Origin of the sequence: Paenibacillus algorifonticola (genome assembly GCF_050481745.1) — a bacterium.
Lineage (GTDB): Bacteria > Bacillota > Bacilli > Paenibacillales > Paenibacillaceae > Pristimantibacillus > Pristimantibacillus algorifonticola_A.
Genome location: NZ_JBCNGR010000006.1, coordinates 184770 through 200699, shown reverse-complemented (window position 1 = coordinate 200699; position 15930 = coordinate 184770). Strand labels below are relative to the sequence as shown.

13 protein-coding genes are annotated in these 15930 nt (G+C 48.3%); 5 read left to right on the top strand and 8 right to left on the bottom strand.

Annotation, left to right across the window (positions count from 1 at the left end; translation table 11 throughout):
* Positions 1 to 126: 126 nt before the first annotated feature.
* Complete coding sequence (locus ABEW34_RS04425) at positions 127 to 777, top strand: futalosine hydrolase (protein WP_430155213.1); 651 nt, start codon at positions 127 to 129, stop codon at positions 775 to 777.
* Positions 774 to 1616: a 1,4-dihydroxy-6-naphthoate synthase gene (locus tag ABEW34_RS04420; protein WP_430155211.1), complete on the top strand. Its 843-nt coding sequence runs from the start codon at positions 774 to 776 to the stop codon at positions 1614 to 1616. The genes ABEW34_RS04425 and ABEW34_RS04420 overlap by 4 nt, the downstream gene beginning before the upstream one ends.
* Positions 1617 to 1676: 60 nt before the next feature.
* Here the strand turns inward: ABEW34_RS04420 and ABEW34_RS04415 are convergent, their stop codons facing one another.
* Positions 1677 to 1808 (bottom strand): hypothetical protein, encoded by a 132-nt coding sequence (locus ABEW34_RS04415; protein ID WP_257790767.1) that lies wholly within the window; start codon positions 1806 to 1808, stop codon positions 1677 to 1679.
* 286 nt (positions 1809 to 2094) lie between these two features.
* On the opposite strand from ABEW34_RS04415, the gene ABEW34_RS04410 reads away from it, so the two are divergent.
* The gene (locus ABEW34_RS04410) at positions 2095 to 2922 is read left to right on the top strand and encodes a hypothetical protein (protein WP_430155209.1); all 828 of its coding nucleotides are present in this window, start codon (positions 2095 to 2097) and stop codon (positions 2920 to 2922) included.
* A gap of 284 nt (positions 2923 to 3206) precedes the next feature.
* Here ABEW34_RS04410 and ABEW34_RS04405 read toward each other — a convergent pair whose 3' ends face one another.
* The 5 genes from ABEW34_RS04405 to ABEW34_RS04385 form a co-directional block, all read right to left on the bottom strand.
* On the bottom strand, positions 3207 to 4196 hold the full coding sequence (locus ABEW34_RS04405) for an aldo/keto reductase (protein WP_430155207.1): 990 nt from the start codon (positions 4194 to 4196) through the stop codon (positions 3207 to 3209).
* 107 nt (positions 4197 to 4303) lie between these two features.
* The gene (locus tag ABEW34_RS04400; protein WP_430155205.1) at positions 4304 to 5125 is read right to left on the bottom strand and encodes an AraC family transcriptional regulator; all 822 of its coding nucleotides are present in this window, start codon (positions 5123 to 5125) and stop codon (positions 4304 to 4306) included.
* A 392-nt stretch (positions 5126 to 5517) separates the two neighbouring features.
* Entirely contained in the window at positions 5518 to 5778 is a 261-nt protein-coding gene (locus ABEW34_RS04395) for an HPr family phosphocarrier protein (protein WP_430155203.1), read from the bottom strand.
* Between the two features lie 45 nt (positions 5779 to 5823).
* The gene (locus ABEW34_RS04390; protein ID WP_430155201.1) at positions 5824 to 7194 is read right to left on the bottom strand and encodes an MFS transporter; all 1371 of its coding nucleotides are present in this window, start codon (positions 7192 to 7194) and stop codon (positions 5824 to 5826) included.
* Between the two features lie 38 nt (positions 7195 to 7232).
* Positions 7233 to 9509 carry a glycoside hydrolase family 3 C-terminal domain-containing protein gene (locus tag ABEW34_RS04385; RefSeq protein ID WP_430155199.1) on the bottom strand — a complete coding sequence of 759 codons (2277 nt, stop codon included), beginning with the start codon at positions 9507 to 9509 and terminating at the stop codon, positions 7233 to 7235.
* Positions 9510 to 9761: 252 nt separating this feature from the next.
* Here ABEW34_RS04385 and ABEW34_RS04380 point away from each other — a divergent pair, with 252 nt between their 5' ends.
* Complete coding sequence (locus ABEW34_RS04380; protein WP_430155197.1) at positions 9762 to 11495, top strand: sensor histidine kinase; 1734 nt, start codon at positions 9762 to 9764, stop codon at positions 11493 to 11495.
* Positions 11473 to 13083, top strand: a complete 1611-nt coding sequence (locus tag ABEW34_RS04375) for a response regulator transcription factor (protein WP_430155195.1) — start codon at positions 11473 to 11475, stop codon at positions 13081 to 13083. Before ABEW34_RS04380 ends, ABEW34_RS04375 begins: the two co-directional genes overlap by 23 nt.
* Before the next feature lie 129 nt (positions 13084 to 13212).
* Here ABEW34_RS04375 and ABEW34_RS04370 read toward each other — a convergent pair whose 3' ends face one another.
* Complete coding sequence (locus ABEW34_RS04370) at positions 13213 to 14901, bottom strand: extracellular solute-binding protein (protein ID WP_430155193.1); 1689 nt, start codon at positions 14899 to 14901, stop codon at positions 13213 to 13215.
* Positions 14902 to 15042: 141 nt separating this feature from the next.
* A complete protein-coding gene (locus ABEW34_RS04365; RefSeq protein ID WP_430155192.1) occupies positions 15043 to 15921 on the bottom strand; it encodes a carbohydrate ABC transporter permease in 879 nt (292 codons plus the stop codon).
* Positions 15922 to 15930: the final 9 nt, after the last annotated feature.

Here is a 15930-nt window from a genome sequence, read left to right as displayed (position 1 = left end):
ACTATAATTAAGTAATAAGCTTGGAAAAAGCAACAACCCTAGCTTTTCGCAGCATTATGCGGCCGTAGATGCAATCTACTCCCGCATGATGGTGCGAAATTTTGCTGTTAAAGGAGATTGCACCTGATGGACGCTGGCCCAAACCTTTTAATTATGACCCCCGTCACAGCCGAGAAGGATGCGGTTTGCCGAGGCTTGCAAAACAACCCGCGCTTTCATGTGACAGAAGCCGGAGTTGGCCCAGCGGAAGCCGCTGTCCGCACGACACTTGCTCTCACACGGGGCAGCTATGATCTCGTCATTTGCATGGGAATCGCCGGAGGCTTTCCCGGCCGCGCAGCCGTTGGCTCGCTCGTCATAGCCGATGCCATCATTGCCGCCGATCTCGGGGCAGAGACACCGGATGGCTTCAGCAGCCTGGACACCCTTGGCTTCGGTTCTTCTACAATCGAGGCTGGCGCACAAGCCTCCGCTTTAGCCGCAGCATTCGCCAAGGCTGGTCTTGCTGCAGCGCTGGCCCCCATTTTAACGTTGTCGACCGTCACCGGAACTGCCGCCACCGCCCAGGTGCTGTGCGAGCGCTTTCCACGCGCTGCCGCCGAAGCGATGGAAGGCTTTGGCGTTGCAGCAGCTGCACAAAGCTGTGGCATTCCCGTTCTTGAAATTCGCGCCATTTCGAATGCGATCGGCCCAAGGGACCGCAGCGCATGGCGAATTGGCGAAGCTTTGCAGGCTTTGGAAGCTGCGGGCTCCACACTACTGGAGGTGCTTGTATGAAAATCGCTTATTCTCCATGTCCGAACGATACTTTCGTCTTCCACGCTTGGGCGCACGGGCTTATCCCGGATGCACCGGAGCTGGAAATTACGTATGCCGATATCGACATTACCAATCGTCTGGCAGCCAGCGGCGACAGCCCGCTTGATGTGCTGAAAGTTTCCTACGCCGCCCTCCCATGGGTGCTTGAAGATTATGCGCTGCTTCCATGCGGCGGTGCGCTGGGCAGAGGCTGCGGCCCGCTCGTCCTGACAGCTGGAACCCGCACGGATGCGACAGCATTATCAGGCAAACGCGTAGCGGTGCCAAGCGACCGTTCCACCGCTTACTTGCTGTTCAGGCTTTGGGCGGCGAAGCACGTTCCCGGCGGGGTCGGCGATATCGTCATCATGCCATTCCATGAAATTATGCCTGCCGTTCGCGACGGACATATCGATGCTGGCCTTGTCATTCATGAAGCGCGCTTCACGTATCCAAGCTTCGGCCTATCCATGATGACGGATCTTGGAAGCTGGTGGGAATCGGATACGGGACTGCCTATACCGCTCGGTGCCATCATCGCCCGCCGCTCGCTCGATTTGCCCGCCATCACGAAATGGATTCAGGCCTCAGTCGCTTATGCATGGGCGAATCCGGAAGCGCCTCGCGATTACGTCATGCAGCATGCCCAAGAGATGGACGCTGCCGTAGCGAAGGCGCACATTGATCTATACGTGAATGACTTTACCGCCAATCTCGGCGATAGCGGATATGAGGCGATAACGACGCTGCTGAATCGCGCTGCGCAGGAAGGGCTCGTGCCAGCCATCGATCCTGAGCTGCTGAAATTCCAGCCTTAACTTAGGACAAGCTATTGTTACGTGCGACGCATACTCGTTGTGAAAATATGGGCCGTCGATTTAAGTACCGATATCCTGATCGGAATCGTCCCATTTTTTCGAATACGCTTTTTTCGTCACCCAAAGTGTCATCCATGTCAGCAATATAACGATTAAGCCTGAAAAAATCCAAACGCCTATAGGCACATTCATTCGCTGCTTCCTCCCTTTCGTCTCTTTTCCTACTATCATACAGGAGAATCGGCGGGGGGAACAGTCCTTACGAAAGAGCTTGACGAATGGCCTTCCTTTTAGTATATTTGGAAATAATTATTTGAATAGCAGCGGCTTACGATGGAAGCACCCGTAAGAGAAGACGCCTCAGGCGTCCTTCTTGCGGGTGCTTTTTTGCGTGCATTCGGGACTATGCCCTCTATCGCTGCCCTTCAACGTCTTTCGTTTCCATTTCATTTCCACCATTTTAAAGGAGGGCTCCACTATGTTTATTTTCAAGCCGCTGCATCTGTTTACTGCTCTAATCGCATTATCCTTATTTCTGACGCTGCCATCACTCTCCACCGCTGCCACGTCGCTCTTGCCTTTTTCGCCCACCGTTCAGACGGCCTATGACAAACTGACTACGGGTGCTGACTCCGCATCAGCCTCCCAGCTCAAGAAGCAATATGACAGCCTACTGTCCGCCCAGCAGCAGGAAGACGCTTGGGAAGGCAAAATTACCGCCATCCATTATCGCAATGAAGAGGCGCTTGTTGCCATTCGGCAGCGCATCAAGCAATTGAATGAGGAGAAGCTTGCCAAGCTGGCAGCTGACGTTAAGCAGACGAAGGAGCATTATCAGCCGCTATTTGAGCTGTACGCTTCGCTGCGAAAGCAGCAGGAGGCCGCCAAGCTGCTGCAAAGCAAGGAGCTCAATGCCGTGATGAAGGCCCAGCTGGAGCAAACGAAGCAAGCCGTCCAGCTGGCCAAGCTGGATATTAAAAATAAAACCGAGGCCTTCAGCAAGCTTAAGGCCGCCACTGTGTTGAAAGCGAAGCAGACGCGCGCCGTACTGGAGACTGCTTCCTCGCAGCGCATCAAAATCCGCTCCGCCAAAAGCAGCATATCCAGCAGCCGCAAGCTTATTACGGCCGAAGGCAAGCTATTGACCCAAGCCGTGAAGAAAGGCGATGCCGCAGCCGCTTCACGCTCCTTCGCTAAATTGCTGACGCTGCAGCATAGCATTTTGGACAAAAAACAGGCGATCTACAGCAGCGAGGAACAGATCACCGCTATTATTACGAAGGCGAATGCACTGCTCGCTTCATAAGGCACCATCCATCTATTTTCATCCATAGCAAACACCCCTTAGAATATCATGGAACTAACCAGCTGGTTATCCCATGTTTATTCTAGGGGTGAATGGGGTGAATTTCATCCTATTTGTTGTTTAATGAGATGCTTAAATAAATGGTCTGCGGTCCAATACCAATTGCAGGGGACGATCCGTAAGGAATGAAAGCTGCCAGCCAAGTGATGGAAGAGCGGCGCACCGCGCAGCTCGCCATCCCCATCAACAATGCAGCCTTTGCGCCATAAGCATTCCCCCTTTGCCTATTGCAAGATCTGATCGATCAGCGTCAGCTCTTCATCGGTGAAATGAGCAACAGCAAGCGCCTGTACGGCATCTTCAATCTGGCTGACTTTGCTTGCGCCAATAAGCGCGGAAGTCACTCGTCCGCCACGCAGCACCCATGCGAGCGCCATTTGCGACAGCTTCTGGCCACGACCAGCCGCTAATTCATTCAGCTGGCGCAGCTTAACAATAAGCTCATCGGTAATTTCCTCCGGACGCAGAAACACGCTTGGGCCAGCCGCGCGCGAATCTGGAGCAATGCCATTCAAATAGCGATCGCTCAACATGCCCTTCGCAAGCGGGGAAAATACAATTGAGCCAATACCCTCTTCGTCCAGCACGTCCAGCAAGCCATCTTCAACGTGGCGATTGATCATTGAATAGCTCGGCTGGTGTATCAGACACGGCGTGCCCAGCTGCTTCAAAATGCGCGATGCCTCACGCGTCTGCTCCGGCTTATAGTTGGACAAGCCTACATACAGCGCCTTGCCTTGGCGCACAATCAGATCAAGCGCAGCCATCGTTTCTTCCAGCGGCGTATTTGGATCTGGACGGTGATGATAGAAAATATCGACATAATCGAGTCCCATGCGCTTCAAGCTTTGGTCAAGACTCGACACCAAATATTTTTTGGAGCCAAAATCGCCATAAGGCCCTTCCCACATGCCATAACCGGCTTTGGTCGAAATGATCAATTCATCGCGGTAAGCCTCAAAGTCGGCTTTCAATATGCTGCCGAACGTTTGCTCAGCAGAGCCCGGAGGCGGTCCGTAGTTATTCGCCAGGTCGAAATGCGTTATACCGAGGTCGAATGCCCGTCTAACCATTTCTCTGCCTTTCTCTACGGAATCAATACCGCCAAAATTATGCCACAGCCCTAGCGAAATAGCAGGCAGCTTCAATCCGCTTCTTCCACTGCGATTATATGTCATAGTGTCATATCGATTATGACTTGCCAAATAACTCATTCATTCGTTCCCCCTCAGGTTCAATATAAACCTATTGTAGCGGGAAACGACTATGAATCCTATGTCAGCAAGGATGATATTTATGGAATAATGTCTTTTTTAATGAGCTATTCAAAATTGCGCGGAGGTGTTCCCTTTACCTTTTTGAACATTTTAGAAAAAAGCAGCGCATCTTGATACCCTACGGAACGCGCCACCTCGCTGATGCTGTAGATGCCCTTCCCTAACAGCTCACAAGCTTTATTCATCCGATAGTTAAGCAAATACTGCTGTGGCGGCATGCCCACAGCCTCTTTAAACAGAAAAGACAAATATTTGCGATCCAGGCCGAGTACGTCAGCAAGCTGCTCCATCGTAATTCGTTCACTGTAATGGGCGTGCAGAAATTCCATGCTTCGGTGAATGTAGGCTTCCTGCTTGCGTGCGGCATTGCTGCTATTGCTTTCCGTTAAAGGGACAAACTCGACAAGCAGCGATAAAAACTCATACAAAATGGCTTGAAGGCGCAAATCACTGCTGGCTTGGTGGGAGACAGCTTCCGTCAACTGGTCATATAACGTTGGCATCAGCTTCATATCCATGGGAAATACGGGGTTTTCTGGCGTAATCGATGTCCGGGCGATGATTTGGGCAGCCTGCTCTCCAAAAAAACCGATCCAGGAGTACGTCCATGGGTCCTTCTCGTCCGATTCATAAGAAATAAGCACCTGCGGATAAATGAGGAAGGCTTGTCCGGCTGTAAGCGTGTAAGTTTTACCCGCCACCTTCACCGTCCCTTTTCCTTTATGAATGAAATGCAGTTTAAAGTTTTCCCTTACGATTGGCCCTATGAGATGGCAAGGCTTGCATGCCTCTTTGCCCCAATAAAGCAAATACATATCCGGGCCCTCACGAAAGGGACGCTCCGGATTATACTGAAACACTGCCATGAAGACCTTCATCCCTCTCTACGCTATCTTGCATCGTGATGTGGCGAACGACTGCTGCAACAAGGCAATACCACTCATGATTTCTCTATATAAAAACAGCCCCTATACTGGGGCGCTGCTTTTTGGATGCTTTCCGATAATAATAGCACAGTTTTCAAACATCTGACACAATTAAACGGATGCAATTTTTTAATAATAAATACCCTTTTCATCCTTAGCTTTGCACATGATTGAATGAATTTACACCGTATTAAAAAATGATTGATTAAAAAAATAATTTTCATTCAATTTCAATTGAATTCACTAAAAAGCAGGGTGAGGTTTTCCTCTCCCTGCTTTTATGATTATCTTACTGTGCAATTTTACTCTGCTTTGCTGACCCAGAGCATTCCTTATTCGTGACTTTCGAATAAAGCGGCTAATTTCTCAATCGCCTGATCCTCGTCCGAACCTTCAGCCGTGAGCTTGATTGGCGTACCCTTCATAATATCGAGCGCCATTAAGCCCAAAATACTTTTGCCATCGGAAATAATGTTTTTTGCTTGCCAAATGACGCGGATTTCGGATTCGAAGGAAGAAGCAAGCGTCGTGAATTCTTTCGCAAACAGCACATTAAAGCCATTTTGCTTCGTTAACGTATCATGTGATTTCATCCTTGTCAGCACCTTTCATTCAGAGTATGTGTTTGCAGCCTTGTATTAAGCTTTTTTAACAGCCTTCAATTCAGCTACAATTTGCGGATACAATTTATCCAGCTTGTGGAAATACAAAATGACCATCTGCAAAATCCCTAAAATAATCGGCAAGTAAATAAACATGAAGTGAATCGCGCTGCTTGCGGAAGGGCTGATTGTCTCTTGTCCTCCGATATAACCGCCAATTGCCAGACCCCAGCCAATAATGGCTGCGCCCAGACCGCTGCCCGCTTTCGTACCAAAGCTTCCTGCACTATATACGAGTCCTTCTGTACGCACACCTGTTTTCCATTCGCCATATTCTACGGTATCGGCCAGCATGGCGAAAATCGTACCCAGAATTGGCGTCATGCCAAGCGCCTTGACCACTAGGCCAACAATTACAAATGTAACATTCGTTGGATCAATCAATATAACCAGCGAGCCTAAAATCATAATAAAGCTGCCGACAAGCGCTACATTCCGTTTGCCATACTTCTTGATAAGTGGAGCAATCAAGAACAAACCGACCGCAATAGGAATCAATCCGGCAAAGCTGAGAAGGCCCAGCAGCTCAGCATCATTCAGCATGTACTGTGCGTAATAAATATTCAAACCATTCATGCCGTAGTTTGTGTAAACAGTGACAGCGAATAGCAGCATAATCGCCCAATATTTATTGCGGAATAGCGCTCCCAAGCCTTGCTTGAAAGGAATTTCTTTTTGCGACACGGAAGGCTTTACGCGCTCACGCGTCGATTTAAAGGTGATGAAGAACATAATGAGAGATAAAACGCCATAAATCGTGAAGGTCAAAATCCAGCCTTTTTCTCCCCCGCCAAATACTTTAACAAGCGGCTGCGTCGCAAAGCTGACGCCGATTGCCCCTGCAAGCGCACCAAGCATACGAACGATATTGAGCACCGAACGCTGATAGCCGTCCTGCGTAACAAGCGAGTTCAACACCCCATATGGAATGTTAATGAACGAATAAATAAAATTCATGAGCAAATAAGTAACATAGGCATACACGAGAGCTCCGCCCGGTCCGACATCAGGGAACGTAAAGAGCAATACGCCTGAAGCGGCGAATGGAATCATCATCCATAGCAGCCATGGACGAGCTTTACCATGCTTGTTTTTCGTTTTGTCCACCAATGCCCCAACGCCGACGTCCAGGAAGGCATCCAATATGCGGGCAATCAGCATCATCGTTCCGATTGCGCCTGCGGCAAGCCCCATTACGTCCGTATAATAATACGTTAGAAACGTAGCCGCTCCTGTAAAAATAAGGTTGCTGGCTGCATCGCCAAAACCATAACCAATTCGTTCCGACCATCTTACTTTATGGTACGCGTCGTCTTGAACGCCGCTTGCTGTCTGATTCGCACTCATCGCATATTCTCCTCTTGTACCTAGCTTTAAACGCTAAATTATAAGCTGTTCAGCTCTTTAATTAATTGGTCGAGCATGTCTTTGGTGAAGGCATCGCCACCGAATGCCATTAGGTTGCGAAGCGGCATGTACTGCATCATTTTGACCATCATTTCCGCATGGGCATCATCTTCATCAACGCCGCCGAGCGGGCTGTTCTCCTGGAATTTCTTCATATATGGCTGCAAAATGACAGTCGCTTCTTCATTGTTATACAAATCGCCCAGTGTCGTATTTTGCGTATAATGCTTTTTCAATTTAACGGTAGATTCAACTGCAAGCGTCGCTTCAAGAACGATTTCCTGCGAGGAATGCCCGATCAAAATAGCGAATTCGCCGCTTTCCACATGCCAATCCTTAATCTCCACATTGTAGTAGGCGAAAGAACGTTTATTGAGCACGAAGCTCACCGTTTTTGTCTCACCCGGCGCGAGCGCAACCTTTTTAAAACCCTTCAGCTCTTTCTCTGGGCGAATAACGGTGCTTGCTACATCCTTCACATAAAGCTGCACAACCTCTTTGCCTGCTACGCTGCCTGTATTGGTTACGTTAACTGTAACTTCTACCTCATCTGTATCCTTGATGCTTGCCGCGCTTAGCTTTAAGTCGCTATAAGCAAATGTCGTGTAGCTCAGACCATATCCGAACGGGAACAGAACGTCCATTTCCTTTTTGTCATAATAACGGTAGCCTACGAAGATGCCCTCTTTGTATTCAACGCGGTCGCCTTCGCCCGGGAAGTTCAGGAAAGAAGGGTTATCGCTAAGCTTCAGCGGGAACGTCTCCGCCAGCTTGCCGGAAGGATTCACTTCTCCAAACAATAAATCTGCAACGGCTCCGCCAACGGCCTGTCCACCCAAATAACCTTCAAGCACTGCATCGACTTGATCCAGCCATGGCAGCAATACCGCTGATCCATTAAGCAGCACAACAATGACACGGCCTTGAACGCTAGCAACGGCCTCGATCAGCTTGTTTTGATTTTCAGGCAGGTTGAGATGCTCGCGGTCATACCCTTCTGATTCATAACGGTCAGGCAAGCCGGCAAAAATGACGGCAACCTCCGCCTCGCTTGCAGCGCGCTTCGCTTCTTCGATCAATGCTTCATCAATGGCATCATCACCTGCGTGATAGCCTTGCGCATAAACAACTGCCGATGCATCGCTAACGAGCGCCTTAATTTCTTCAACTGGGTTATCCAGCTTTGTCGGCACAATATGCGAGCTTCCGCCGCCTTGGAATCTTGGCTTCTCGGCGAAAGCACCGATAACTGCTACACGGCTGTTTTTTGCAAGTGGAAGCAAACCGCCTTTATTTTTCAGCAATACCATGCTCTCGCTGGCAACGGTTCTTGCCAATTGGTGATGCGCGTTTTTGTCATACGTTGCATCCTTGACCTTCTCATCCACCGATTTGAAAATAATGCGAAGCAGACGCGTTACCGCACGATCCAAAGCTTCCTGCGTTAATGTGCCATTGCTGATTGCATCGAGAACCTTCTTCTCGCCTACGCCGTTGCTTGCTGGCATTTCCAGCTCCATGCCTGCCGCAAGCGACAGGTCGCGCTCATTAACTGCGCCCCAGTCAGAAACGACAAAGCCCTCATGACCCCACTCATCCTTCAAAATATCGGTAAGCAGCAACACATTCTCGGAAGCAAATACGCCATTCACTTGGTTGTATGAGCACATAACGGTCCAAGGCTGCGCTTTCTTCACTGCGCCCTCGAAGCTTGCCAAATAAATTTCGCGAAGCGTGCGCTCATCCACAACCGCATCCGTAGACATCCGGCGATGCTCCTGGTTGTTTACCGCGAAATGCTTTAACGACGTTCCGACGCCTTGACTTTGTACACCGTTAATATGGCCTGCTGCCATCTCGGAGGACAAATAAGGATCTTCGGAAAAATATTCGAAGTTGCGTCCGCAAAGCGGGGAGCGTTTAATGTTCACGCCTGGCCCAAGCAGGACGGCAACATCTTCAGCCTGGCATTCTTCACCAAGCGCGACGCCGACTTTGCCAATCAGCTCCTCATCCCATGAGCAGGCAAGTCCTGCAGCAGAAGGAAAGCAGGTTGCCGGTACGCTATCGAAAATACCCAGATGATCCGCTCCTGTTTGCTGCTTGCGCAAGCCGTGTGGTCCATCGGTTACCATAATGGAAGGCACGCCTAGACGTTCGACACCTTTCAAATGCCAAAAATCAAGCCCCGAGCATAGTCCGGCTTTTTCCTCCAGCGTCATTTGAGCTACGATATCCTGAATGTTTCTCGTCAATGTAAAAACCTCCAATTCGATATAGGTAATGATGAGTCCCTGTTCTACCCTATAATTTAAGTATAGTGCGTTTGTTTAGCGCTTTCCTTCCCTCGTTTCACTGAAAACAATGTCACTTTTTATGATTATCCTTTTGCCTCTTTCTTACTCTTTCAAAAAGAAAATAAAAAAGGCCATATGGCCGCCGCCTACTCGTCTTCATTTTATATGTATAATGGAAGAAAGATCATTCAGACGCAGGGGAGAAATAGCATGTTGAGAGGACAGGCCGCAAAGGGCGGTTTTTCAATTTTTCAAAAGCTGGCACTCGGCTTAATGCTGATGTTTTTATCTATCGTCATTATCTTCTGGTGGATTTATCAACTTAATGTAAAGGATATTCAAACCGAGCTGCGCAAAAACAAGCTTGGCGAGGTAAAATTCATGACCTCACAGCTATCCAGCCAGTTTGAACAAATTTTGATGAATGCGATCATTTTGTCGGAGGACCAGACGGTTCGCGGCTACCCGTATATTTTGGAGCGGGGCGATGATTATGCAAAATATGAGATGAAGCTTGCCATTATTGACAAGCTGGCCTTGAACAGCACTTCTACCTCTTGGAACAATACCGTTATTTTATATTATCCCGACCAGAGGGAAACCGTATCCTCTGATCCCAGCTTCTCCTTCCAAAAATTCGAGTTGCCGGATGAACCGCTTAATCAGTGGACGATCCATATGGAAGCGGATGGAGAGGGTTACTATTCCCATTTAACCAAAGGCCATCTCGGACCGCTGTATATTGAGACCAGAATTTCACTCGACAATTTGCGGAAAATGATGAATCAATACCTCTCGGGAACGCCGCTGCTTTACGACGCTCATCAATCGGTGCCAATCCGCAATGACAAGTCCTACGCCTTGGCGAATGCCGACAGCAGGACTCTTCCGCTCATCAAAGGACACAGCGGCTTCATCACCATGGAGGAAAATCAAACGGAATATTTGCTCAGCTATATGAAGCTGGACATGCTGGAGCTTTATTTTATTGACTATCATCCGATAACCCAGCTCATAAAGCCGATATCACGAAATAATACACTGTTCGTCATTGCCCTTGTCGCGCTGCTGCTTATATCGCTTATATACAGCCTCATTCTTCACAATCAAGTACGTACGCCCATAATAGGCCTGAGAAAAGCGATAGACCGCTTCGATCGCGGTGATTATTCCAGCAGGGTCGGATCCTTGCATACGAAAGAATTTGGCATGCTGGGGAATTCCTTCAACCGTATGGCCGAGCATACCCAGTTTCTTATTGAGCAGGTGCTGCTAGGCGACTTAACGATTCAGGAGGCGAGGCTTAAGCAATACCAAGCGCAAATCAATCCCCATTTTCTGTATAACTGTCTAAACTACATCCAGAGCAAAGCAAGCGTTAAAGATCATGCTTCGGTGACAGCGATGACGCTGGAGCTCGCTTCTTACTGCCGTTATATTAACAAAATCGAAGAAATCGACTCTACGCTTCAAGAGGAGTTGAACTTTGTTAAACATTATCTTTCAATCATGCATATGCGAAAAAAATCAATCAACTTTACGATCAACGTTGCCGGAAGTCTGTCTTTCATGCGCATACCCAGAATGGTTCTTCAGCCGCTGGTTGAAAACTGCATTAAGCACGGAATTGAGCCGTCCATGCTTCCTGGGCTTATAGAGATCCAAACGGAGGAAGACGAGCAGGAAATTCGTATTTATATCAGGGATAACGGAGTGGGCATGAGCGAAGAGCGGCTGTCCGCTATTTGCAAGCATATGGAGGAGTTTATGCATCATGCGGAGGAAACTATTGGGACGGGCATTCGCAACGTCCATCAACGGCTGCGGCTTTATTTTGGTAAAAATTCAGGGCTAACGTTACAGTTGCCTCCGTCAGGCGGTACCTGCTATATTATTACGATTGAAAAGCTGGAGGAAAAACATGCTGCAAATATTGTTAGTTGATGATGAATCTTATGTAATCGATGATTTAGAAATCGCTTTTCCATGGGGCGACTATGGGATAGATAAAATTCATAAAGCCTATTCAGGCATGGAGGCGCTCCAAATCATTGACAGCCAGTCCATTGACATTGTCATTACTGACATTGCCATGCCTGGCATGAATGGATTGGAGCTAATCAAACACGTTAGAGAGCGCGGGAGAAGCATCCCCTGCATTTTGCTGACCGGCTATGCGGAATTTGAATATGCGAAAGAAGCGATTGAGCAAGGGGTTGTTGAATATTTAATTAAGCCGCTCGATCAGGAAAAGCTTGCAGCCTGTCTGGCAAAAACGATACGTTTAATCGAGCTTCAGCTTGAAAAAGCAGCCTCTTATGAGCAGGCGATGATTACGTTTCGTGAGCATCTGCCTTCATTAAAAGACAAGCTCCTGAATCAGCTGCTGCAGGGAAATCGTTATAGCACGGAAACATTAAATGAGAGGCTTTCAGGCTACCAGCTCGCTTTTCGCGATGGGGATCACGTATTTCTGGTGCTCGTTCGTCTGGAGGAGCAGTTCACCCGCTACAGCTTGAACAGCCTGCAGCTCTTCGAATATGCAGTAACCAATATTGCCTGTGAGCTGTTTGAGGACAGCTTTGATATCTGGCATTGTCGGGACAGCTACGACTATCTTGTTTTTCTACTGCGCCCCAAGCAGGCTGAAGTACTGCCTACGACCGATTTTCTGAATAAGCTGCTCAAACACCGCTCGCTTCAGCTCCATCACAATGTCAACGAATATTTGAAGGGAGGCATTTCGGTCATTCTTGCCTCTCCGGGCAAGCTTCAGCAGGACATTCGCGGCATGTATGAGCAAGCGACCTCGGCATTGAAGAAGCAGGTTGGCAAGGGAAGCGGGTATTTTCTATCGCTTTCGGATCAGCCACAGGCGGTGTTCATCCGCTCGCTGCATGTGCTGTATGAGCCTCCAGCGCTCAATCATCTGCTTGAGCTGGGACAATGGGAGGCATTCAAGGAGCGCTTGCGGCAAATCGAAGCTGCCTATTCCTCCTTATCCGAGCAGACGGAGGAGCATCTCGAAGAGATCAGAAGCCTGCTAATGTCCGCCTTTCATTATATCGCGCATAAAAATCACTCGCTGTTATCCGATCTGGTTGGGCAAGCGATGGTCTATAGGTTGATGTTTCGATCGGTAACCCAGCTGATTGAATGGGCGGAGGAGCTTTGCGATACACTGCGCACAAGGCTGGAAGAGCAATCCCTCAACGAGCAAAATGCCGTTATACAAGCCATTCAAGTGTTTGTTTCCGCTCACTTGCCTACGCTCAGCCTTCAGGCGATAGCTGATCATGTCTGGCTGCATCCGGTCTATGTATCCAAGCTGTTCAAGCAGCTAAAGGGCATCAGCCTAAGCGAGTACATTCTCGGAGTTAAAATGGACCTTGCCATCTATTTGCTTCGCCATTCCAGCGATAAAATTTATGAAATTTCCGATAAGCTCGGTTACTCCAATTCGCAATATTTCATTAAAGTTTTCCGTGATAAATTCGGCATGACACCGCAGGAATACCGGGAACTGGCATAAGCCTAGTTAGAAAAGCATAGCGAATAGGGCGGCTCCAAAGCAGGAGCCGCCCTTCTTTCTTCTTTCTTTTTTCCCTAATTGCCTGTTAACACGCCTATCTTAGGCTCATGCTGATGCAATGGTTCAAGCTTACTTAACCGTAGCGTACCACTCATTGACTTCTTCAGTCACTTTCTCGCCGCCGGAGGCGAGATACTGCTCAACAAAGCTGTCGAACTCGTCCACCGATGCTCTGCCGTAAATGATTTTATTCAAAACTTCCTTCTCCAGCTTAGTCAGCATATCGTTTTTCGACAGCTGTGTTTTCGTAGGAACCCCTGTAAACATTTGCGGCATTATGGCAGCCTTCTGATCTATGACGATTTTAGCAGCCTCAAGCTGCTCAGGAAGCGACAACGACAGGTCTTTCTCAAAAAGTGTCGTTGGCTCTGCTCCACCTGCCAGCTTGGCTAGCGTGTTGAGACGCAGGGAAGGGATAATGGCACCGTCGAACGTCAATGTGTAACGAATCGGATCGACCCAGCCGCCAGGGATTTTATCGGTTTCCGTGGCAGGATAAACTTTTCCATTCGGATCAAAGGCAAAATCATAGTTTTCAGCGAAGCCATTTTCAAACTCTCCGCCTTCTTTCGGGTTCGCCCAATTGTCGAACAAATAGTTCTGGTAAACGAAAAAGGCATCTTTATTTTTCATATCTTTATTAATAAGAACCGCGCCTGTACTCGTTAAGGTGCCATGACGTCCAATCTTGCCGCCCGGGCCTGCTGGGAGTGGATAAGCTTTGTATTGTGCGCCTTTTACGTTTTTCAATAGATCAGGATTCGGCCAGCCCGTCATCCAGTAAGGGCCGACGATAATGCCGGATTTGCCCGCCGTGAATGCTTCTGTCGCCTTAACCTCATCATAGAGACCCGCTTCTTTGTCAATGTAGCCCTTTGCCATCCAATCCTGCATTTTAGCCAGCGCTGGCTTCATTTCCGGCTGGATAGAGCCATACACCAGCGTTCCGTCCGCTCCCAGGTTCCATTGATTGGGCATAGCGCCAAACATGCCAAAAATCCAGCCTGAATCGGACATCCATGTATTCAGGTTGACTTTGAAGCCTACAGAAAGGGCCGTCGTATCTTTCTTGCCATTTTTATCTGGGTCTAGATTGACGAATGCATCCATGACCTTCTCCAGCTCATCCAGCGTAGTTGGCGCTTTAAGGCCAACCGCCTTCAGCCAGTCCTCACGAATGTACATAACCGGGTCGTTATTGTAGGCGTTCTCCAATATTGGAATACCCATCCGTTTGCCATCGCGAATATATGGGTTCCACACCGATGGATCTTCTGCCATCGCCTGCTTATACGTTTCCGATGCGTATTTGTCGAATAATTCTCCCGCATCCGTAAATTGTCCAGATTCAATCAAATCGCTGATAAGTGTCGGCTCGCCGCGGAAGGCAACAATATCCGGCATCTCCTGGCCCGATGTAAGCATTAAACGGAGCTTCGTTTGATAAGCAGTATTTTGCTCGCTGACGGTCCATAAATATTTAATGTCGATGCCGAGTGTCTCTTTTGCCCACTTCGTATGAACATTGTTGTCGATGTTTTCGCCATTTTTAAACTTCACATTGCTGCCGATTGGAAATACAGTAGTAATGGAAACGGGCTCGGTATACTTCCCATTCTCAAAGCTTGCAGAATAAAAGCTGTCGCTGCTGCTATTCGTTGTGCCTGCCTCTGTGTTATTGCCGCAGGCTGCAAGCACGCCAGCAAGCATCGCAGCAGACATCAGTACGGTAAAAGGTTTTTTAAGTTGATTTAACATTGTTGCTTCCCCCATTTAATATCTTTTTGAATGCTGTAATCGCGAGATGAACGATTTCGTGCTCTGTCCTTATGCTCAGGCAGCACCTCCCATCCTTTCCCGCTCCCCGACCCTTTATCAAGCTTCTACTTCCCCGCTCTGTTATTCCTTGACCGCCCCGATGACGATGCCCTTTAAGAAAAAGCGTTGCAGAAACGGATAAACAAATAATATAGGTGCCATCCCAATGAAGATTTGCGCTGCCTTCACCGTTCTTTGTGAAATATTTTCCAAATCCTCAGGGCGTACCGACACTTTGCTGAAATCCTGCTGGACGATGATCGTTTGCAGGAAGGTTGCCAGTGGATAGTTTTTATGATCGGTCATAAAAATCAGTCCATCGAACCATGAATTCCAGTGACCGACCATCGCAAATAGCGAAATGGTAGCAATTGCTGGCATGGAGACCGGGAGATATACGCTGACCAGCGTTTTTAAATAGCCCGCCCCGTCGATAAATGCAGCCTCCTCCAGCTCCTTCGGCACGTTCTTGAAGAAGTTAAGCAGCAAAATCATATTCCATACGGACACCGCTCCTGGCAGAATAAGTACCCATAGCGTATTCATCATATTCAGCTTCTGAATCAGAATATAGAAGGGAATGAGTCCCCCGTTGAAAAGCATTGTGAACACAAAAAACCATGTATACACTTTTTTTCGTTTAAAATTCCCATTTTCCTTGGACAATGGATACGCCGCACAGATCACGACGATCATGCTGATCAGCGTTCCGAGCCCCGTTCTGACAAATGAGACCCATAGCGAGCGTAAAAAGTTTTCATTGGCCAGCGTTTGGGAATAAGCATCCATTGTAAATTGCACTGGCAGCAGCCCAACGAGATTGGCATTTGCGGGAGCTTTGCCGCTAAACGAAACGGCGAGAATATGGATGAGCGGAATCAGACAGATCAGCGACAGTACAGCAAGAAGCGTATAATTAAAGACTGAAAATACTTTATAAGACTTGGTTTTGTGGTACATTGGCTCAGC